A 20,707-nucleotide genomic window follows, 5' to 3' on the forward strand; every position below is an offset into this window, starting at 1 on the left:
GGTGCATAAAGTTGGGGCACTGTGGTTCTCCTCTCCCTCACCGCCAGCCACCGCGAGCTCGACCTCGACGCGCTGGAACGCCTGTCCACGGGTTCGTCGTCAGTGGGTCGCGTTGTCGTTCGCACGTGCGGCCCCGTCGCGGGCGCCGTGGTGATCTCGACGTGCAACCGCTTCGAGCTCTACCTGGACGTGGATGCGCCGCTGAGCGGCGACAGCGTGCGGCACGCGACGCGGCACGTGGCCGAGCTGGTCGCAGATGCTTCAGGGGTGACCGGCGACGTCGCCGCCCGCAGCTTCACCGTCCGCACCGGACCGGAGGTCACCGAGCACCTGTTCGCCGTGGCGTCGGGCCTGGACGCGATGGTGGTGGGCGAACGCGAGATCGCCGGCCAGGTGAAGCGCTCGCTGGCGGAGGCCCGCGAGCAGGAGACGACGTCCAAGACCCTTGAGCTGCTGTTCCAGACGGCGTCGCGCACGTCCAAGCGCGTCGGCACCGACACGGAGCTGGGCTCGGCGGGCCGGTCGGTCGTCGCGCTCGCGCTGGACCTCGCCGAGCGCGAGCTGCCGCCGTGGGACGGCACGCGTGCCGTGCTGATCGGCACCGGCTCGTACGCCGGCGCGTCCGTCGCGGCGCTGCGGGCGCGCGGCTGCGACGACATCCGCGTCTACTCGCAGTCCGGGCGTGCCGAGATCTTCGCCGAGTCGCACGGTGTGCAGCCGGCGGCCTCCCTCGTCGAAGCGCTCGCCGACGCCGACCTGGTGGTCAGCTGCAGCGGCGCCCGGGGCCGTCTGCCCGCCGCGCGGGACGAGCCGGAGGCGGAGCCCGAGCGGCTCGCCGACGTCGTGGCCGGGAACTTCGGCGGCCCGACGACGCTGCCGCGCGGCCTGATGGGCGAGGACGCCCCCGAGGCGAGCCTCGGCCACGTGCTCGATGCCGCCGCGCTGGTCCGGGCGCGGGAGCGCGCCGCCGACCGGGCAGGCGACGAGCCGGAGCCCCGTCCGCTCGTGATCCTCGACCTCGCCCTGCACCGCGACGTCGACCCGCGGGTGGCCGACGTCGAGGGTGTGCTGCTCTTCGACCTCGCGACGCTGAAGGCGCGTGCGCCCGCGGTGGCGCACGACGTCGTCGCGCAGGCGCAGGGGATCGTGGACGCCGCCGCCCGGCGGTTCGAGGAGACCCGCCTCGGTCGTGAGGCCGACGCCGCGGTGGTCGCCCTGCTGGACGAGGCCGAGGTCCGGGCAGTGGCCGAGATCGCCGCCGACGTCGCCCGGCTGACCGACGAGCTGGCCGCACGCGACCAGCCCGCTCCCGACGAGTCCGACGTCGAAGCGATCGCCCGCGACGTACGCCGGCGCGTGCACGCCGAGCTGCACGACAAGATCGTCGCGATCCGGGCCAGGGCGACCGCTGAGGCCCGCGCTGCGGAGGCCGCGCTGGTGCAGGGTGCCGAGGCTCTGACGGCCGAAGCGTCCGCCCAGCGAGACGCCGGTCCGTCGCAACGCCGATAAGACTTCTGGCGACAACCGACGGAACAAGCCGGGCGGACCGGCTTTATGGTGCCAATCGGGCGATCGTTATGCAATCGTAATATGGGTGATTTTATTCACCCGGTAAGTGGGGGCTAAGTTCGGTGGCTCAAGGACCGATACGCGCATTTTGCGCAACGAGATGCTGGAGCCACTTTGAAGCACGCAGCACGCAAGAAGAAGACCGCATCGGCGGGTGCGCGGACCATCGCGACCGTCGCGATCGCAACCGCCGCCAGCGCCATGGCCGCCCCGGCCATGGCCGCAGAGGCCTCGCCGCTGGACTCCCTCGCTGACCTTGGCACCACCGCCGAGGGCCTCACGCAGGGCCTGCCCGCCCTCTCGTCGACGTCGATCGACCTGAGCGAGCTCACCAACGCGGTACCCGTGGTCAACACGGTGACCGACAAGGTGACCAAGGAGCTCCCCGCCTCCATCGCCCCCGTCACGGCCCTCGCGCCGAACTACAAGCCGGCGCAGTTCGTGTCCGGTGCCGTCCAGGGCGTCGCGCCCCAGGTTGTCTCCGACGTGGTCAGCGGCGTGACCGGCGGTTCCGTCGTGTCCGGCGTGACCGGCACTGCGCACTCCGCGCTGCAGAACGTGCTCGGCGGCAACGTCGTGGGCACGGTCACCGGTGTTGTCGGCAACGTGACCGGTGTTGCCGGTGGCGTTGTCGGCGGCGTGCTCCAGGAGGACGCCCTGGGCAACGTCCTGGGTGTCGCCAACGGTGTTGTCGGCACCGCTACCGGTGTCACCGGTGGTGTGCTGAACACGGCAACCGGCGTTGCCGGCGGCGTTGTGAACACCGCAACCGGTGTTGTCGGTGGCGTGACCTCCGGCGACGTCGTGTCCGGTGTCACGGGCTCCGTGAGCGGCACCGTCGAGAGCGTCCCGGCCACGGTGGCCGACGTGATCCGCAACGTGCCGAACATCCTGGCCGGCGTGACCGCCCCCGTCGCCGGCCTCACGGCCAACCTGCCGGGTGTGCTCGGTGGCGTCGGCGGTCTCGTCGACGGCGTCGTCTCGTCCGTCCCCGGCGTGGTCGCGGGCGTTCCGGGCATCGTCGCCACGGTCACCACCCCGGTCGCCGGTGCGGTCGAGACCGTCGTGGGCGACGTCGTCATCGACGGCGTCGTCAGCCCGGTCACCTCGGACATCGTCCCCGGCACCGTCAGCTCCGTGACGGGCTCCGTCGTCCCCGGTGTGGTCTCGACCGTGGGCAACGTGACGGGCTCCGTCGTCCCGGGTGTCGTCGGCACCGTGACCGGTGACGTCGTGCCGGGCGTCGTGAACGGCGTTGCCAAGCCGATCGTCGAGGACGTCGTGGTGGACGGCGTCGTCGGCGGTGTCGTCAAGGACAACGTGGTCGACAACGTGGTGAAGCCGGTCGTGCAGGACACCGTCGTGGACGGCGTCGTGAAGCCGGTCGTGCAGGACGTCGTCGTGGACGGCGTGGTCAAGCCGGTCGTGCAGGACACCGTCGTGGACGGCGTCGTCAAGCCGGTCGTGCAGACCGTGGGCAGCACCGTCAACGGCGTCACCGGCGGCGTCCTCGGTGGCGTCACGGGTGCCGTGGACGGCCTGACCGGTGGTGCCGTGAGCGGCCTCACCGGTGGTCTGCTGGGTGGTCTTTCCTGACCTGATTTCCGGGAGGACCCCAGCCTCTTCGGTCTTGACGTAGCAGGGTGGAGCGCCATTGGCGCTCCACCCTGTTTACGTTTTCCGGCGCTTTTCAAAGGTTCCATTCTTGTGTCCGTTGTTATCGAATCGTTACCATACGAGCAGGTTTTTCCGATCTACCCCTTTTTCTGCCTATTCTGATCCGGTAACGTCGTCGCGTCCCGAGTGACGGACCGTTGTAGCCGACCAGCTGGAGCAGCCCCCATGAAGCACGCCGCCATCAAGCCTTCGTCCGCCGCCAAGACCACGGCCGCCCGTGTCGTGGCGACGATCGCGCTCGCGACCGCTGCGACGGCTGTCGCCAGCCCGGCGATGGCCAACGACAACGGGGGCCGCGGCGGGTGCGACGACAGCTCTGCCGACTACGACGGCGGGCGCGACGGCAGGTACGGCTCCGCTCAGGCCCCGCAGTCGTACGAGCCCACCAGCTACTCCGAGCCGAACTACGACGTGCCGCGCTACGAGTCCCAGCAGTCGGACGACGGCGACCAGGCCGCCTCCGACTGGGACGAGCAGGACAGCGAGCAGGTGCGCGAGGCCCTCCAGGAGTACGTGGACGAGGCGAACGAGTCCGCTCCCGCTCCCGCGCCGCAGCCCGAGGTTGTCGAGGCCGTGACGCCGAAGGCTCCCGCACCCGCGGAGAAGCCGGCCCCGCCCCGGAGACGAACGCTCCGGTCGAGCAGGCCGCGCCCGAGGAGACCGCCGCGTCGGAGCCGCCGCTGGCCGTGCAGGCACCGGGCCAGCAGTGGGAGGGCACGCCGACGGCGGCCGACACCGCCGGGGCAGAGTTCACCGCCTACGTCCCGTCGGAGGCCATCAGCCAGGAGGCCTCCGCGCTCACCGAGGCCACGCTGGACGCCCCGGTCAAGCTCGCCACGACGGGGGCCGAGGCGGCCGCCCTCACCGCCGGGGCCGGTGCCCTGGTGATCGGTGGCGCGGGATCGCTGCTGGCCGCTCGGCGCGGCCGCGCCCGCGCCTACGTCACACCCCACACGTACCGACCCTGACGCCGCGGCGAGGATCCGACTAGGGGCTGCCCGGAAACATCACGGGCCCGACAGATCTGTGTCCATGTGCGCGGATACACTCGCCGCATGGCCAAGAATCCCTCCTCCGACTTCGTGCTCCGGCCCTTCGAAGGTCTCCCCGGGGAGACCGACTGGGTGGCGATGCGCGAGATCGTCCCGTCGGCTACCGCGACGGCTCGTACCACCGCCGAGTACGGCTCCCGCGACGTGACCGTGGTGACGCTCCTGCCGGGCGCCTGGACCGCTCTCCACCGCGCTGACGGCACGGTCCTGCTGGCCGTGCAGGGCATCGTCGGGTCGGGTGACGTGAGCCGCGACCTCGCCGCCGCGCTCCTGGAGGCGCTGGAGCTCGAGCCGGGCACGGCCGTCGAGTCCGGTGAGCTGCCGGGTGAGGGCCCGCGCCTGCAGGACGTGCTCGACCCGAGCGTCCCGTTCGAGGTCACTGTGCACGACTCGTTCGACTACTGGCTCGACCCGAGCGCCGAGGTCACGCCCGAGCTCAAGGAGAACCTGGAGGATGCGGCCGACGGCGCCATCCCCACGGTCAAGGTGTCGTCCGTCGATTCGGCCTACTGGTGCAGCATGACGCGCGAGTTCATGCGCTGGGCGCGTCCCGAGCCGGAGGACGACGTCATCGACGCGATCTCCCGGCTGCACGCAAAGCGCGAGTCAGGGCTCGCAGGTGGAAAGTTCGTGGGAGCGTTTCGTGCGTCCGGCCTGGTCGTCCCGGTCTGGGAGCTGCCGAAGGGTACCGAGGCAGCTGATCTGGAGGGCCCCGCGAAGGAGCTCGGCGAGAAGCTCGCGAAAGCACTTTCCACCAGGGAGCCGCTTGATGCGAACGAGCGACGCGCAAGAGCAGGTATCGTCTCCCGGCAGGTCACCCTGCGCTAGTCCGGAGCACCCCGGCCGGCCTTCGCGAGCGGCCCGGAACGCGTCGGCAGTCACCGCGGATCGCCACGAGCGACCCAGGTTTCGGCAACTAGCGAACCAAGGGAGTAGGATTCCAGGGGTAAACCTTTGCACTCACCAAGCAATGGGCTATCCGGACACCCACCAAGGCAAATCGACGCTTCAGGCAGGACAGGTGTGAACGCTCTTCCGGTCGCGAAGACCACGCGTCCCGGCAATGCTCAGGCAGGCAGGAACGTCCAGAGGGTGGCGGCGATCATCCCCGCCAAGGACGAGGCCGAACGCATTGCCGCGACCGTGCGCTCTGCGCGCGCGATCCCTCACGTCGACCTCGTGCTCGTGGTCGACGACGGCTCCGAGGACGACACGCAGCACGTTGCGCGTGCCGCGGGAGCCGTCGTCGTGCGCCACTCCCACAATCGCGGCAAGGCCGCCGCGATGGAGACCGGTGCGGCGGTGGTGGCCATGCGGGACGCCGACGGACGCCCGCCGCGCCTGCTCATGTTCATCGACGGCGACCTCGGCGACACCGCCGTCAACACCGCACCGCTGGTGCGCCCCGTCCGCGAGGGGGTGGCTGATCTCGCGATCGCGCTGCTGCCCAAGCAGGCCGGCGCCGGCGGGCGCGGGATCGTGGTGGGCGCGTCCCGCCGGGCGATCGAGGCGATGACGGGCTGGAGCCCGTCGCAGCCGCTGTCCGGCATGCGCTGCCTCACCCGTGAGGCGTTCGAGGCGGCCACGCCGCTGGCGCGCGGCTGGGGTGTGGAGACCGGCATGACCATCGACCTGCTCCGCAAGGGGTACGTCGCCGTCGAGGTGCCCTGCGACCTCAAGCACCGGGCCTCCACGAACGACCTCAAGGGCCAGATCCACCGTGCTGCCCAGTACCGCGACGTCATGCTGGCCGTGAACGCGCGCAAGATGCGCGGTGCGGTGGACGCGGTGCGGCACGCGGGCTCGAACGTCCGCAGCTGATGAGTCGGTCGCTGCGGGCGCGCGCCGTACGCTGACGTGGTGGAGTGGCAGGTCTGGTTGGGGATAGGCGCGATCGTCGTCGCGCTGCTGGCTCTGTTCGTCGCCTTGGGCGCCTGGTCGCAGCAGGCATGGATGCGACGCCGCGATCATCGGCATGCGACCCCGCAGAGCGTGCAGGCGGCCCCGCAGGTCGCGGTGATCGTCAACCCGTCGAAGCACAGTGCCACCGGGCTGCGGGACCGGGTGCACGCGCACTTCGCCGCCGCGGCCCTCCCTGAGCCCCTCTGGTACGAGACCACCGTCGAGGACCCGGGCAAGGGCCAGGCCCAGCAGGCCCTCGCGGACGGCGCCGACATAGTGATCGCGGCGGGCGGCGACGGGACGGTACGGGCGGTCGCGGAGACCATGGTGGGCACGGGCAAGCCGATGGGGGTGCTGCCGGTCGGTACGGGCAACCTGTTGGCCCGCAACCTCGAGCTGCCGCTGACCAGCACGGACGAGGCCCTGGACGTGATCGTGCACGGCCGGACACGCGCGATCGACGTCGGCTGGTTGCGGGTGGTGGAGTTCGCGGACACGCCCCGCAACGGTGACCACCCCAACCAGCCGGACCATGAGCCGGACACCGAGCGCGAGCACATCTTCCTCGTCATCGCCGGCCTCGGGTTCGACGCAGCGATGGTCGCCACCGCCGACTCCGGCCTGAAGAAGAAGGTGGGCTGGGTCGCGTACTTCGTGGCGGGCCTGTCGCACCTGCAGGCCCGGCGCATGCGCGCCACCCTGCAGCTCGACGACCAGCCTCCGGTGGACGCCCGCGCCCGCTCGATCATGGTCGGCAACGTAGGAATGCTCCCGGGTGGTGTCACCCTCCTGCCCGACGCCGTGCTCGACGACGGCGTGCTCGACGTGGCCGCCGTCGACGTGCGCGGCGGGGTGCTCGGCTGGGCCCAGCTCACCTTCGAGATCGCCCTGCAGGGGGTGGGCGTGCGGAACGACCTGCCGGAGAAGCTCGGCCGCATCGACCACACCAAGGCGCGCCGGGCGCGCATCCGGGTGGCGGCGGGCGAGGAGGCCCAGGTGGACGGCGATCCCCTCGGCAGCGCGGTAGAGGTCGACGTCCGGGTCCAGCCAGGGGCGCTGCAGGTCCGCGCACCGTGACCGCGCGGAGCGGTTCGGCGCGGGCGGTGCGAGGTCAGGAGCTGGAAATCCTGCGGAGCTGACCCAGGGCGACGAGCGGCACCGCGGTGAACAGCATCTGCGTGGCTATCCGGATGCCGTAGTCGTTGACGATGCCGCCCGCTACCGCGGCGAGGACCAGGCTCACGAGAGCCGGGCGCAGGAGCGGCCACTCCTTGGTGAGGCCTTCCAGCCAGCCCGCACGCACGCGCGAACCCTGGTACAGCGCCAGAGCGATCCACACGACGATGACGAGCGTGAGCCAGGCAGCCGGCCCGGCCAGGAGCGATCCGAAGGCGTAGCCCGCCTTGCGCAGCAGGATCTCGGCAGCCGTCCCGTCGACCACCTGCTGGACGAACGTCCCGAGGTGGGTGCGATGTTCTGCTGGACGCAGCCAGTCGACGATCCCTACCGCACCCACCAGCACGATCCCACCGACAGCCGTCATGAGCAGGCGGCGCCACGTGACGCGCGCTCCGAGGGCGGCGAGAGCGAGAACGGCGAAGACCGGGAGCAGAACGAGGGCGCCGCCCACGTCGGCGCCGAGCGTGGGCCACAGGTCCACGAACGTGGCCACACCGCCGACGAGCACCACGGCGATCGCTCCCGCGACCTTGCCCCACCTGCGGGTGACGAGCGTCGCTAGGCCCGCAGCGGCCAGCACGGCCGCCACGACGTACACGGAGTAGGTCGGATTGCCGAAGCCGTAGTAGCGACCGCCCAGCGTCGGCGCCGCGCCCAGGGGGCTCGCCCGGTGCAGCGGTGTGCCCAGCAGGGCATCGATGGTCAGCAGCGCGAACGTGAAAGCGGCGAGGAGCGCCGGACCCGCCCACAGCGGACGGCGCGGTACGAGCGCCCCGATGCCGGCGATCACAGTGGTCAGGACCGCCCACGTGACCCACAGCCCGACCGTCGGGTTGCCCCACTGCCACCACGGGACGGCGCCGACCAGGAATATCGCGGGGGAGGCGGCCGCGCACCAGAGCAGCAGCACTTCGAGCGCCCGTTCCCACGGGACCGGCGAGCGGTTGCGCCCGGCCGACTGCCACTTGGGCAGGAAGAGCACGATGATGCAGAGCGCCGCGAGGGCCAGCACGGTGGGAACGCCCGTCATGACCCCGCTGGAACCGCGCAGGGTGTCGTCGCGGATGCTCAGTGCGGCGAGCTGCTCGGTCGTCTCCTCGGATCCGTCAGGTCGTGCGTCGCCGATGGCGATGGACGCACCGGTGAAGTCCGCGGGGATCGGCGCGCCGGCCGTGCGCACCAGGGTCGTCGGTACGTCGAGGAGGCGGAAGACGCCGAGCCAGCGGGTTGCGCCGGAGGTCAGGTAGCCGGGCGTGCCCTCCGCGGCGTCGGGCTGGACCACGACGCCGACGCCGAGGCTGCGTCGTCCGGGGGCGGGGTTTCCGACGTCCGCGAGGACCACGAAGGCTTCGCTGGGCGCGGCCTCGACGAGGGCACCGACTCGTTCGTCAAGGCGTTGCAGCTCGGTGTCCCGGAGCGGGCCGTCGGCAGTGGCGTCCGCCGGGATCGGAACTCGCTCCGCGTCCGCCGTGGGGTCCCGGTGGTACGGCACGGCACCGGCGTCCACCACCGTGAGGGGGCACGCGAAGGCATCTTCGGGATCAGCCTGAACGACCTCGGGCGCCCGGTAGCGCTCGACCGTGCCGTCCGAGCTGGCGAGGGCGAGTGCTGCTCCCGGCCCGATCGCCGTCGTGCACTCCCCTGTGGAGGCCAACGCGGCCCCGAGGGTGCCCGGATGGGGACGGAACTCCGAGTCGGCCTGAAGGCCGACGAGCCCGGCCCAGCCGTCCAGGCGGGCGCCGGTCCCCTCGGCGACCAGATCCCATTCGGCGCACTGCCAGACGTCGTCGACGTAGGCGCCGGTGATGGCCGTACGGCCGGCGGAGAGGCTGAGCCATCCGGCGGCGGAACAGGACGCAGATGCCGAGGTCACGGCCGGCGTGATGCCACCCGCAGGCGCGCCGTCGTCGAGAAGGCGCCACAGGTGCGGTGTGGTGTCCGGGCGGACGTCCTGCCAGCGGAGGCCCTGAGTGCCGATGACGACGACCGGTGCGTGAGGGGTCAGGACGGGGGTGCCGCCGTCGGACACGTCGCCTGCGCGTGCCCCCGGCAGGACGACGGCGGCGAAGGTCCCTACCAGCGCCAGCACAGACACGATGAGCGCGGTGAGAGTGCGGGCAGGGAATATCACCCCGTTAGCCTAATCCGGGGCAGGCGGTATGCCTGGCGGGACCGGATTTGAGCACGGACCTGTACGACTCGGCCATGGCACCCCTACTCGGCCTCCACCGCCGTGGTCTCGCGCTCCGGACGAAATCAGGGGGACGGCCCCGATAGGCTCGCCCCGTGATCGATCTCCGACTTCTGCGCGACAACCCAGACGTCGTCCGCGCGAGCCAGGTGGCCCGCGGCGACGACCCCGACCTCGTGGACGTGGCACTCGATGCCGACGCGCGCCGCCGCTCCTCCCTCACGGAGTTCGAGAACCTGCGCGCGGAGCAGAAGTCCCTGGGCAAGCAGGTGGCGCAGGCACAGGGCGACGAGAAGCAGACCCTGCTGGCGCGCACCAAGCAGCTCGCGCAGGACGTCAAGAGCCTCCAGGCCACGGCGGCCGAGGCCGAGCAGGAGCTCGACCGGGTGCTGTGGTCGATCGCCAACGTCATCGAGGGCGCTCCCGCCGGCGGCGAGGAGGACTACGTCGAGCTCAAGCAGGTCGGCACCCGTCGCGACTTTGCCGCCGAGGGCTTCGAGCCCAAGGACCACCTGGAGCTGGGCGAGGGCCTGCGCGCCATCGACACAAAGCGCGGGGCCAAGGTCTCCGGGGCGCGGTTCTACTTCCTCACCGGTATCGGCGCGCGCCTGGAGCTGGCGCTGCTCAACATGGCGATGGACCAGGCCGGGCAGGAGGGCTTCACGCCCATGATCACGCCCACGCTCGTCAAGCCCGAGACCATGCAGGGCACGGGCTTCCTCGGCGCCCACGCCGACGAGATCTACCGCCTGGAGAAGGACGACCTGTATCTGGTCGGCACCTCCGAGGTGGCTCTCGCCGGCTACCACAGCGACGAGATCGTGGACCTCTCGGACGGGCCGATGCGCTACGCCGGCTGGAGCGCCTGCTACCGCCGCGAGGCGGGCTCGGCGGGCCGGGACACCCGCGGCATCATCCGCGTGCACCAGTTCCACAAGGTCGAGATGTTCAGCTACTGCGCACCCGAGGACGCGGCGGCCGAGCACCAGCGCCTGCTGGGCTGGGAAGAGGCCATGATGGCCAAGGTCGAGCTGCCCTACCGGGTCATCGACACGGCGGCGGGCGACCTCGGCTCGTCGGCGGCCCGCAAGTTCGACTGCGAGGCGTGGCTGCCCACCCAGGACCGCTGGCTGGAGCTCACCTCGACGTCGAACTGCACCACGTTCCAGGCCCGCCGGCTCGGTGTCCGCGAGCGGACCGAGGACGGATCCACCCGGAACGTCGCCACCCTGAACGGCACGCTCGGCACCACCCGCTGGATCGTCGCCATCCTGGAGAACCACCAGCAGGCCGACGGCTCGGTGTACGTCCCCGAGGCCCTGCGTCCCTACCTGGGCGGCCTGGAAGTCCTGGAGCCGGTCAAGTAAACCCGCCCACAACGAAGGCGATTATCTGATCTTGTGTGGCTCGTCGGCTCGTGTTCACCCTGGGGTCGGTAGGCTGCGATCGTGGCCAGCGACATCGATCGAAAGCTCATCGCCCTCGACATCGACGGCACGCTCGTCACCTACGACGAGGTGCTCTCCGACGACGCCAGGGCCGCCGTGGCCGCGGTCCGGGCCGCCGGGCATCACGTGGTGCTGGCCTCGGGGCGGTCGCTCATCGCCATGACGCCGATCGCGGCTGAGCTCAAGGTCGAGGAGTCCTGGATCGTCGCGTCGAACGGCGCGGTCACGGCGCGCCTCGATGCGACGGCCGACATGGGTTACATCCTGGAGCGCGTCGAGACGTTCGACCCGGAGCCCGTGCTGCGCATGCTCAAGGAGGAGCTCCCGCACGCGCGGTACGCGGTCGAGGACGTCGGCGTCGGCTTCCGGATGACCGAGCTCTTCCCGGAGGGGGAGCTGAACGGGGAGCACCGGGTGGTCGACTTCGAGGACCTCTGGGCCGGTGACGTCACCCGTGTGGTGGTACGCAGCCCCGGGGAGACCAGCGCGGAGTTCCACGAGATCGCCGCCCGCCTCGGTTTTGACGACGTCACCTACGCCGTCGGCTGGTCCGCGTGGATGGATATCGCGCCGCAGGGCGTGACCAAGGCGTCCGCGCTCGAGCGCGTGCGGCAGGAGCTCGGGGTGGCGCCCGAGAACACCGTCGCGATCGGCGACGGAAGCAACGACATCGACATGCTGCGGTGGGCGGGGCGGGGTGTGGCCATGGGACACGCGGCCGCCGCCGTGCGCGCCGCAGCCGACGAAGTGACCGGAAGTATCGAGGACGACGGCGTGGTGGACGTGCTCCGTTCACTGCTCTGAAGCATGAACTAACCGGCGGGTGAGCCCGCGGGTGAAAGCTATCCGTGCAAAGGTATGGATCACGTGCCGAATGCCTGTACATTTGGGCGCGATCCGTCGAACGCGTGACGGCGCTCACGGCGCCATGGGGGTGCGTGATGATCCTGGACGACCAACCGGTGTCCATGCGGGTGCGCAACGATGCGCCCCACCTGGTCGCTCTCGACATCGACGGGACCCTGTTGGTCACCGGGCAGCGTGTGCCCGAGCCGACGGTTCTGGCCGTGCAGCTTGTGCGCAGCCGGAAGCACCACGTGGTCCTGGCGTCGGGTCGGTCGTTGACAGGGATCCTCCCGGTTGCCCGGGAGCTCGGCATCACCGACGGCTGGGTGGTCGCCTCCAACGGCGCGGTGACGGCGCGGTTGTGCCCCAGCTGCACCAACGGCTACACCCTTGAGGGTGTCCTGACGTTCGACGTCGGCCCTGTGGCCCAGATGGCCCTCAGCCGGTTCCCGGACGTGCAGATCGGCGTCGAGGAGATCGGCATCGGCTACCGCGTGAACCGGCCGTTCGAGCCCCACGAGGTCAACGGCGCACAGCGCGTGGTCGGCGTCGAGGGACTGGGCGAGCTGCCCGCGTCGCGGGCGATCCTCCGCGGGCCGGACGTGCTGGACCTGCTCGATCCGCTCCGCCGGCACGGCGTCACCGCCACGCAGGCCGGGCCGGACTGGATCGACGTGACGCCGCGACACCTGAGCAAGGCGACGTCGCTGGAGAACGTCCGGGCGGCGCTCGGCGTCCCGCGGAACAACACGCTTGCCGTCGGCGACGGCCTGAACGACATCGAGATGCTCGGCTGGGCCGCACGCGCCGTCGCGATGGGGCATGCCCCCGACGAGGTGAAGGCGGTCGCCAACGAGACGGTCGGCGACATCAGCCAGCACGGCGTGATCCAGGCCCTGAAGACCCTGCTCTGACCCTTGGTTGTTGGAGGGTGCTGGCCTCGTTCGGCCAGCACCCTCCAACACCCGCGTCGTCAGCGCGCCGTCAGGATCAGCGGGCCGTTCTCCGTGATGGCGATCGTGTGCTCCGAGTGGGCGCCGCGGGATCCGTCCACGGAACGCAGCGTCCAGCCGTCGGGGTCGGTGAAGATCTTGTCCGTGGTCTCCAGGAACCAGGGCTCGACGGCGATCACGAGGCCCGGCTTGAGCGGGAACCCCCGGCCGGCGCGCCCGTTGTTCGGCACGTGCGGGTCGCCGTGCATGGTGCGGCCCACACCGTGCCCGCCGAAGTCGGTGTTGATCAGGTACCCGGCGGCCTGCGCCACCTCGGCGATGGCCGCGGAGATGTCGCCGATCTTCTTGCCCGGCTGCGCGGCGTTGATGCCCGCCTCCAGGGCGACCTCGGTGGTGCGGATCAGCTTCGCGTCCGGCTCGGCGCGCCCGGGCGCGGGGTCGCCCACGACGAGCGACAGCGCGGAGTCGGAGACCCAGCCGTTCACGGAGGCGGCGAAGTCGATCGACAGGAGATCGCCGGACTGGAGCGCGTAGTCGTACGGCAGGCCGTGCAGCACGGCGTCGTTTACCGAGGTGCAGATGACCTTGCCGAACGGCATGGCGCCGAACGAGGGGTGGTAGTCGATGTAGCACGACTCGGCGCCCTGGTCCCGGATCATCTTGTGCGCGACCTCGTCGAGCTCGAGCAGGTTCACCCCCACGCCGGCCTTCTCCCGGACGGCGAGCAGCACGTCCGCGACGAAGCGTCCCGCCGGGCGCATCTCCTCGATCTCGCGCGGCGTCCTCAGCTCGATCATGTCCGTCCTTCCGTAGGGGCACCAGTGATCTGGCGGCACAAGCCTACGTCCCGCTGCAGACACCGGAGGCTGCGCGTGCTATGGGTACACCTCCGGGATTCGCCCGGTATCCGCAACGAGCCCGATTGCAACGGTTTCGTAATGCAAGGCGTGCTGTATGGGCTTGCATTGCACCGTGAACCACGGTTGCGTGGAGGAAGGGCAACCTGGCAGTCTGCCGGGCCATACCCGCATGTCAGAGGGTTCTGAGCCCACGAAGCAGTGGAGGAGCACGAGATGACTATCCGGATGGCTTCCCGACGCCGAGCACTCGCCCTGGCGGCGACCGGCGCGAGCCTGGCACTGGTCCTGTCGGCCTGTGCCGATACCGACGACGGCGGGACGGACGACGGCGCCGCCGCCGGTCCCGACGCGATCGACTGCGCCCCCTACGAGGAGTTCGGCGACCTGGACGGCACGACCGTCACGCTCTACACCACGATCGTCGCCCCCGAGCAGGAGACCCAGGAGGCGTCGTACCAGCCCTTCGAGGACTGCACGGGCGTCACCGTCGAGTACGAGGGCTCGCGCGAGATGGAGGCCCAGCTTCCCGTGCGCGTCCAGGCAGGCAACCCGCCGGACATCGCGATCCTGCCGCAGCCGGGTCTGCTCCAGACGCTGGTGCGGGACTACGACGCCGTGGTCCCGGCGCCGGCGCAGACCGAGGCGAACGTGGACGAGTTCTGGTCCGAGGAGTGGAAGACCTACGGCACGGTCGACGACACCTTCTACGCCGCCCCGCTGGGCTCCAACGTGAAGTCGTTCGTCTGGTACTCACCGTCGGTGTTCTCTGAGGCCGGGTACGAGGTTCCGGAGACCTGGGACGACATGATGGCCCTCACGGAGACCATCGCCGAGACCAACGAGGGCGCGTCCCGCCCGTGGTGCGCGGGCGTCGAGTCCGGTGACGCCACCGGCTGGGCGGGTACCGACTGGATCGAGGACGCCGTGCTTCGCTCGGCGGGCACGGACGTCTACGACCAGTGGTACACCCACGAGATCCCGTTCAACGACCCGCAGATCCTTGAGGCGTGGGACGCCGTTGGCGCCATCCTCAAGAACCCGGACTACGTGAACGGTGGCCTGGGCGGCGTCGACTCGATCGCCACGGCCCCCTGGACCGACGCCGGGTACGGGATCATCGCTGATGAACCCACCTGCTGGATGCACCGCGCCGCGAACTTCTACTCGACGCAGTGGCCGGAGGGTACGGAAGTGGGGCCGGACGGCGACGTCTACGCGTTCTACCTGCCGCAGATGGAGGGTGAAGAGCGGCCGACCCTGGTGGCCGGTGAGTTCATCGCTGCGTTCGACGAACGGCCCGAGGTGCAGGCCTTCCAGACCTACCTGTCGAGCGACGAGTGGGCCAACGTCAAGGCGTCGACCACCCCGGCCGGTGGCTGGGTGAGCGCCAACAGCGGCCTCGACCCGGAGGCGCTGGCGACGGACTTCGACACGCTGTCCGCCGAGATCCTGGCCGACCCGGAGACGGTGGCCCGCTTCGACGCGTCCGACCTCATGCCGTCCGCCGTCGGCACCGACACGTTCTGGAGCGGCATCGTCGAGTGGTTCGCCAGCGACGAGAGCACAGAGCAGGTCACCACCACCATCGAGAACTCCTGGCCGTCGAACTGACGGCCGGCCCTCGATCATGACGGCGGAGGCGTGGGACCCTGGGTCCCGCGCCTCCGCCGTCCTAGGCTGAGGGCCGGACCAGTCAAAGACGACCGGACCAGAACAGCGACAGGAGATAGCCATGGACTGGCTGCTGCACGCCGGGGACGACCCGGGGCACAAACTACTGCTGATGCTCATCGCGATCGTGCTGTTCGTCGTACTGATGGGCATCATCCTCTTTGTGGTCGACCGACCACGTAACCCACCCCGCTGGTTCGTCGGCTTCGGGTTTGTCGGCGCGGTGCTGGTGCTCCTCACGCTGGGCCTGCTCTACCCGGCGGTGCGCACCGTCGTGAACTCGTTCATGGACCGCACCAGCGCCGAGTTCGTCGGTCTGGAGAACTACGCACGGGCCTTCACCGAGTCGCAGTTCCTCATCGTGCTCGGTAACACCGCGCTCTGGGTCCTCGTCGCACCGGCCGTGGCCACGTTCTTCGGCCTCGTCTACGCCTACCTGGTCGACAAGACCCGGTTCGAGAACGTCGCCAAGGGCCTGGTGTTCCTCCCGATGGCCATCTCGATGGTGGGTGCGTCGCTCATCTGGAAGTTCGTCTACGAGTTCAAGCCCACGGGCGTGGAGCAGACGGGCCTGCTCAACCAGTTCATCGTCTGGCTCGGCGGTGAACCGCAGCAGTTCCTGCTCAGCAGGCCGTTGAACACCTTCCTGATCATGGCGGTATTCATCTGGATCCAGGCGGGCTTCGCGATGACGCTGCTGTCGGCGTCGATCAAGGCGATCCCCGACGACATCACCGAGGCGGCGCGGCTCGACGGCGTCTCCGGACTCGGCATGTTCTGGCGCATCACCATCCCGAGCATCCGTCCGGCGCTTGTCGTGGTGCTCACCACCATCGCGATGACCACGCTCAAAACCTTCGACATAGTGCGAACGATGACGGCTGGGGACTTCAACACCTCGATCGTGGCCCTTGAGTTCTACAACCAGCAGTTCCGGCAGGGAGAGTCGGGCCTGAGCGCCGCCCTAGCCGTGCTGCTGTTCGTCATCGTCATCCCGGTGATCATCTACAACGTGCGCCAGATGCGCCTTTCGGAGGAGGTCCGATGAGCACCGTCGAGGACGCTACGACCACTCCCAAGGCAGCCAAGCCGCCGTCGGGCCTCGGTGATCGAGCGCGCAAGGCGCGCAAGGCGCTCTCCAGCCCGTGGGCGAGCACGCTCGCTGTGGTCATCGCCATCCTGTGGACCATCCCGACCGTAGGTCTGTTGGTCACCTCGTTCCGGCCGGAGGCGGATGTCCGGCTGAGCGGCTGGTGGACGGTCTTCGGCGACGCCCTCGCCGGCGAGGGCGTGTTCTCGCTGCGCAACTACGACATCGCGCTGTTCGACGGGTCTACCAACCTGGCGACCTACTTCGTCAACTCGTTCGTAGTGACCCTGCCTGCGGTGTTCATCCCGGTCACGTTCGCGGCGCTGGCCGCGTACGGGTTCGCGTGGGTCGAGTTCAAGGGCCGCGACATCCTGTTCGTAGCGATCTTCGCCCTCCAGATCGTGCCGATCCAGATCACGCTGGTGCCGCTGCTGTCGGCCTACGTCGATCTGGGCATCAACGGCACGTTCTGGGCTATCTGGTTGTCGCACTCGATCTTCGCGCTGCCGCTCGCGACGTTCCTGCTGCACAACTTCATGAAGGACATCCCGAGGTCCCTGATCGAGGCCGCGCGGATGGACGGCGCCGGACACGTGCAGGTCTTCTTCCGGGTGGTGCTGCCACTGCTTACGCCGGCCATCGCGGCGTTCGGCATCTTCCAGTTCCTGTGGGTCTGGAACGACCTGCTGGTCGCGTTGATCATGGGTAGCCCGGACACCTACCCGCTGACCGCTCGCGTGGCCGAGCTCGCGGGTTCGCGAGGCGGCGACTGGCACGTGCTCTCGGCCGGCGCGTTCATCTCGATGATCGTGCCGCTGATCGTCTTCCTGTCCCTGCAGCGCTACTTCGTGCGCGGCCTGCTGGCGGGAGCGGTCAAGGGCTGACCTCCCAGTTCCGCGACGTAGAGCGCCTGTCCGCCCGATACCCGGATATCCCGGCATCGGGCGGGCAGGCGCTCTACTGCGCGGAACTGGCCTCTCGGGTCAGGAGGCTCTCCTTGATGGGCAGGCCGTAGCGGAACCCGCCCAGGCTGCCGTCCGTACGCAGGATGCGGTGGCACGGCACGAACAGCGCCGCCGCGTTCATGGCACAGGCGCCTGCGGCCGCGCGCACCGCGGCGGGCCGGCCAGCCCGCACCGCGTACTGGCTGTAGGTCAGGCGTTCGCCGGCCTTCACCTCGCGCAGCACGTCCCAGGCGTGCGTCCGGAACGGGCCGCTCGCCTGGTGCACAGGCACTCGGCCGGGCGCCCCGTGGTCGCCGGCGTAGTACGCGCGGACGGCGTCGGCCGCCGCGGCGAGCACACCGTCCGACGGCGACGGCTGCGCCAGCAGCTCGGCCCCGGTGTCCGGGCGGAGCGTGGGGTGCACGAGGGCCAGCAGCGCGTCGAGGTCGTCGGTCCAGCCGGCGGCGAGCACGGCCTCCCGGGCGGGGCTTGCCGGGCTCGCGCCATCGGCGGGCACGGTGGCGACGAGGATGCTGAAGGGCCCGTCGGGGGTGGTGAGGGTCGTGGCGGTCATGGTCTTTCTCCAATGAGAGTCGGGCTGTCAGACACACAGGTCTGACACGTCAGGCGGAGCGCCAGAGGTGCATGGCGGCGTACGAGCGCCAGGGCGCCCACGCCGCGCCACGTCGGGCGAGCTCCTTGAACTGGTGGGGCCGGGACTCCTCCGCAGAGACCAGCCCGAGGTTGCGCGCACCGGCGAGCAGGGCGACGTCGCCGTCCATCAGGACGTCCGGGTCGCCCAGCACCCGCAGCGTCACGTCAGCCGGCGGTCCACGGACCGATCCCGGCTCGCGCCACCAGCCGCCGGCGCAGGTCGTCGGGGTCGTCGCCGACGCTCAGGGCGAGGGTCCCGTCCGCGAGGTCCCGGGCCGCGCCGACGACCGTCGCCAGGGTGCGGGCCGGGAGCCGGAGGTGCGTCGGGGCGCCGTCGGCCACCTGCTGGGGTGTGGGGAACAGGCGGGTGAGGCCCTCGAACGCCGAGACGTGCGGCGTACCGGCGCCGGCCGCCAGGCGGGACAGGTGCGTGCGCGCGGCGGCGACGCTGATCTGCTGGCCGACGATCGCCCGGACCAGCAGCTCGGCCGGGTCCAGCGTGCCAGGCACCCGGATTCCCGGGGTCTCGGCGACCGACGGCGCGAGCACCGGATCGCCGGCCAGCGCGGAGTCGACGGCGACCGGGTCCGCGTCGAGATCCAGCAGCCGTCGCACGCGCGCGACGGCGACCGGCGCATCCGCCAGGTCGGCGAGCTCGAGGTCCAGGTCGACCCGGCCGCTGCCGGGGTGCGGAACACGCACCTCGAACGCGCCGGGACCGTGCGGCAGGGCGACGGTCCGGGCGTACCGGAGGCGGCTCAGGTCCGCCGACTCCACACCCTCGATCGCGCGGACGGCCAGGAACTCGAGGACCCCGTGGGCGTCGAACGGCTCCCGGACCGGGAGGGCCAGGGAGATCCGGACGGGCTGGTCGACATCCCCCTGAGCGGGGTTCGCAGAGTCGGCAGTGCTCGCGCTCCCCGGGACAGCTCGCCGGGACCGTCCCCGGGCGCGCAGGTCCGACGGCGTGGCGCCGAAGACCTCGGACACGGTGTCGTTGAACTGGCGGATCGAGCCGAACCCGGCGGCGAACGCGACGTCGGCCAGCCGCAGCGACGTGCCGACCAGGAGTGCGCGCGCGGTCTGCGCGCGCTGAGCACGGGCCAGCGCCAGCGGCCCGGCGCCGAGCTCGCCGACCAGCAGCCGGTGCAGCTGCCGGTCGGAGTAGCCCAGCCGGGCCGCGAGGCCGGACACTCCCTCCCGGTCCACCACGCCGTCGGCGACGAGGCGCATCGCCCGGCCCGTGAGGTCGCGGCGCAGGTCCCACGCCGGGGTGCCGGGGGCGGCCTCCGGCAGGCAGCGCTTGCACGCGCGGAACCCGGCCTCGTGCGCGGCCGCGGACGTCAGGTAGAACGCGACGTTCTCGGCCTTCGGCGTGCGCGCCGGACACGAGGGCCGGCAGTAGATCCCGGTGGTGCGCACGGCCGTGTAGAACTGCCCGTCGAAGCGGGAGTCGCGCGCGGCTATGGCGCGGTAGCGCTCGGTGAACGCGGGATCGCGGAGCTCTACGTCGGTCATGAGCACCATCCTGCGCTCGTGCCGGACGTGGTGGCTAGCGGGAATCGGACACGGCGGTGGACCATGGCGCACCTCCCGGCGAGCATCGTATGAACTCTGTCTGACGGGTCTTGTGCGGTGACCGGCCCGGTGCGCACCATGTCCACCATGAAGACGCGAACCCTGCTCACGTTCTGCGCCGCCGTCGCCCTCGCCATCTCCATGACCGCGGCCCCCGCCGCGACCGCGGCTCCCGCAGCACCGGAGGTGACCGCGCCGAAGATCGCCTCCTACAACGTGTTCATGCTGTCGAGGAACCTGTACCCGAACTGGGGTCAGGTCGCCCGTGCAGACCTCATCGACCAGCAGGACGTTCTCGCCGGCCAGGATGTCGTCGTGCTCCAGGAGGCCTTCGACAACGCCGCCAGCGACCGCCTGCTGCGCAACCTGGTCGACACCTACCCGCACCAGACGCCGGTCGTCGGGCGATCGACCGCCGGGTGGGACCGCACCACCGGCGAGTACAGCGACGCCACGCCGGAGGACGGCGGTGTCGCGATCGTGAGCCGGTGGCCGATCACCAAGAAGTCGCAGCACGTCTACACCGACGCGTGCGGCGTGGAGGTGCTCTCCAACAAGGGGTTCGCCTACGTGCGGCTGGCGTCGCCGACCGGCCCCGTGCACGTGATCGGCACGCACATGCAGGCCGAGGACGGTAGCTGCACGGTCACGCCGGGCTCGGTGCGCGCCACGCAGCGGGCTGAGATCGCCGCGTTCGTCCGCGCCGAGGGCATCCCGGCGAGCGAGCCGCTGTACATCGCCGGCGACCTCAATGTGATCCGGTCCAGCGCCGAGTATCCGGCGATGCTCAGCGAGCTGAACACCGCCGCGCCGACCTTCACCGGCCACCCGTACTCGTGGGACTGCCAGGACAACAGCGTCTGCCTCGGTCAGTACGGCTCGGAGTACGCCTCCGAGCATCTCGACTACGTCCTCGCGGTCAACGGCCACCCGGCGCCCGCCGCGCTCGTGAACGAGACGCGGCGCGTGAAGAGTCCGGTGTGGACCGTGACGTCGTGGTTCACGACGTACTCCTACACCGACTACTCGGACCACTACCCGGTTTTCGCCGGCTAGGGCGCCTTCGGCGGGGCGCAAGATCCGTACCGGCTCG

The 20,707-nt window shown here is 70.6% G+C and carries 16 protein-coding genes and 1 pseudogene; 13 read left to right on the top strand and 4 right to left on the bottom strand.

Going from position 1 to position 20,707, the window contains the following annotated elements; all coding sequences use genetic code 11:
• Window positions 1-21 precede the first annotated feature (21 nt).
• From AB1046_RS17435 to AB1046_RS17460, 6 genes are all read left to right on the top strand, one after another.
• Window positions 22-1,509 (top strand): glutamyl-tRNA reductase, encoded by a 1,488-nt coding sequence (locus AB1046_RS17435; protein WP_369370559.1) that lies wholly within the window; start codon window positions 22-24, stop codon window positions 1,507-1,509.
• Between the two features lie 174 nt (window positions 1,510-1,683).
• Complete coding sequence (locus AB1046_RS17440; protein ID WP_369370560.1) at window positions 1,684-3,165, top strand: hypothetical protein; 1,482 nt, start codon at window positions 1,684-1,686, stop codon at window positions 3,163-3,165.
• 767 nt (window positions 3,166-3,932) lie between these two features.
• Entirely contained in the window at window positions 3,933-4,214 is a 282-nt protein-coding gene (locus AB1046_RS17445; protein ID WP_369370561.1) for a hypothetical protein, read from the top strand.
• 87 nt (window positions 4,215-4,301) lie between these two features.
• Window positions 4,302-5,126, top strand: a complete 825-nt coding sequence (locus AB1046_RS17450; protein ID WP_369370562.1) for a DUF5926 family protein — start codon at window positions 4,302-4,304, stop codon at window positions 5,124-5,126.
• 264 nt (window positions 5,127-5,390) lie between these two features.
• The gene (locus AB1046_RS17455) at window positions 5,391-6,119 is read left to right on the top strand and encodes a glycosyltransferase family 2 protein (protein WP_369375752.1); all 729 of its coding nucleotides are present in this window, start codon (window positions 5,391-5,393) and stop codon (window positions 6,117-6,119) included.
• Window positions 6,120-6,158: 39 nt separating this feature from the next.
• The gene (locus tag AB1046_RS17460; protein ID WP_369370563.1) at window positions 6,159-7,277 is read left to right on the top strand and encodes a diacylglycerol kinase family protein; all 1,119 of its coding nucleotides are present in this window, start codon (window positions 6,159-6,161) and stop codon (window positions 7,275-7,277) included.
• 34 nt (window positions 7,278-7,311) lie between these two features.
• Here AB1046_RS17460 and AB1046_RS17465 read toward each other — a convergent pair whose 3' ends face one another.
• Entirely contained in the window at window positions 7,312-9,510 is a 2,199-nt protein-coding gene (locus AB1046_RS17465; protein WP_369370564.1) for a hypothetical protein, read from the bottom strand.
• 155 nt (window positions 9,511-9,665) lie between these two features.
• Between AB1046_RS17465 and serS the strand changes: the two genes are divergently transcribed.
• The 3 genes from serS (at window position 9,666) to AB1046_RS17480 (ending at window position 12,778) form a co-directional block, all read left to right on the top strand.
• Entirely contained in the window at window positions 9,666-10,937 is a 1,272-nt protein-coding gene (gene serS, locus AB1046_RS17470) for a serine--tRNA ligase (protein WP_369370565.1), read from the top strand.
• 78 nt (window positions 10,938-11,015) lie between these two features.
• Window positions 11,016-11,822, top strand: coding sequence for an HAD family hydrolase (locus AB1046_RS17475; RefSeq protein ID WP_369375754.1), 807 nt, complete (start codon window positions 11,016-11,018; stop codon window positions 11,820-11,822).
• 137 nt (window positions 11,823-11,959) lie between these two features.
• The gene (locus tag AB1046_RS17480) at window positions 11,960-12,778 is read left to right on the top strand and encodes an HAD family hydrolase (protein WP_369370566.1); all 819 of its coding nucleotides are present in this window, start codon (window positions 11,960-11,962) and stop codon (window positions 12,776-12,778) included.
• A 59-nt stretch (window positions 12,779-12,837) separates the two neighbouring features.
• Here AB1046_RS17480 and map read toward each other — a convergent pair whose 3' ends face one another.
• Window positions 12,838-13,614, bottom strand: coding sequence for a type I methionyl aminopeptidase (gene map, locus AB1046_RS17485; protein WP_369370567.1), 777 nt, complete (start codon window positions 13,612-13,614; stop codon window positions 12,838-12,840).
• Window positions 13,615-13,890: 276 nt separating this feature from the next.
• Between map and AB1046_RS17490 the strand changes: the two genes are divergently transcribed.
• The 3 genes from AB1046_RS17490 to AB1046_RS17500 all read left to right on the top strand — a co-directional run bounded on the left by AB1046_RS17490 (window position 13,891) and on the right by AB1046_RS17500 (window position 17,322).
• Window positions 13,891-15,288, top strand: a complete 1,398-nt coding sequence (locus tag AB1046_RS17490) for an ABC transporter substrate-binding protein (RefSeq protein ID WP_369370568.1) — start codon at window positions 13,891-13,893, stop codon at window positions 15,286-15,288.
• Between the two features lie 121 nt (window positions 15,289-15,409).
• Window positions 15,410-16,396, top strand: coding sequence for a carbohydrate ABC transporter permease (locus tag AB1046_RS17495; protein ID WP_369370569.1), 987 nt, complete (start codon window positions 15,410-15,412; stop codon window positions 16,394-16,396).
• Window positions 16,393-17,322 carry a carbohydrate ABC transporter permease gene (locus tag AB1046_RS17500; protein ID WP_369370570.1) on the top strand — a complete coding sequence of 310 codons (930 nt, stop codon included), beginning with the start codon at window positions 16,393-16,395 and terminating at the stop codon, window positions 17,320-17,322. Before AB1046_RS17495 ends, AB1046_RS17500 begins: the two co-directional genes overlap by 4 nt.
• Window positions 17,323-17,395: 73 nt before the next feature.
• Here the strand turns inward: AB1046_RS17500 and AB1046_RS17505 are convergent, their stop codons facing one another.
• The gene (locus tag AB1046_RS17505; protein ID WP_369370571.1) at window positions 17,396-17,956 is read right to left on the bottom strand and encodes a methylated-DNA--[protein]-cysteine S-methyltransferase; all 561 of its coding nucleotides are present in this window, start codon (window positions 17,954-17,956) and stop codon (window positions 17,396-17,398) included.
• A 49-nt stretch (window positions 17,957-18,005) separates the two neighbouring features.
• Window positions 18,006-19,554 (bottom strand): annotated as a pseudogene (locus tag AB1046_RS17510) (AlkA N-terminal domain-containing protein).
• Window positions 19,555-19,701: 147 nt separating this feature from the next.
• On the opposite strand from AB1046_RS17510, the gene sph reads away from it, so the two are divergent.
• On the top strand, window positions 19,702-20,670 hold the full coding sequence (sph, locus tag AB1046_RS17515) for a sphingomyelin phosphodiesterase (RefSeq protein ID WP_369370572.1): 969 nt from the start codon (window positions 19,702-19,704) through the stop codon (window positions 20,668-20,670).
• The last annotated feature ends 37 nt before the right edge of the window (window positions 20,671-20,707 follow it).

It is taken from the genome of Promicromonospora sp. Populi (assembly GCF_041081105.1).
GTDB lineage: Bacteria > Actinomycetota > Actinomycetes > Actinomycetales > Cellulomonadaceae > Promicromonospora.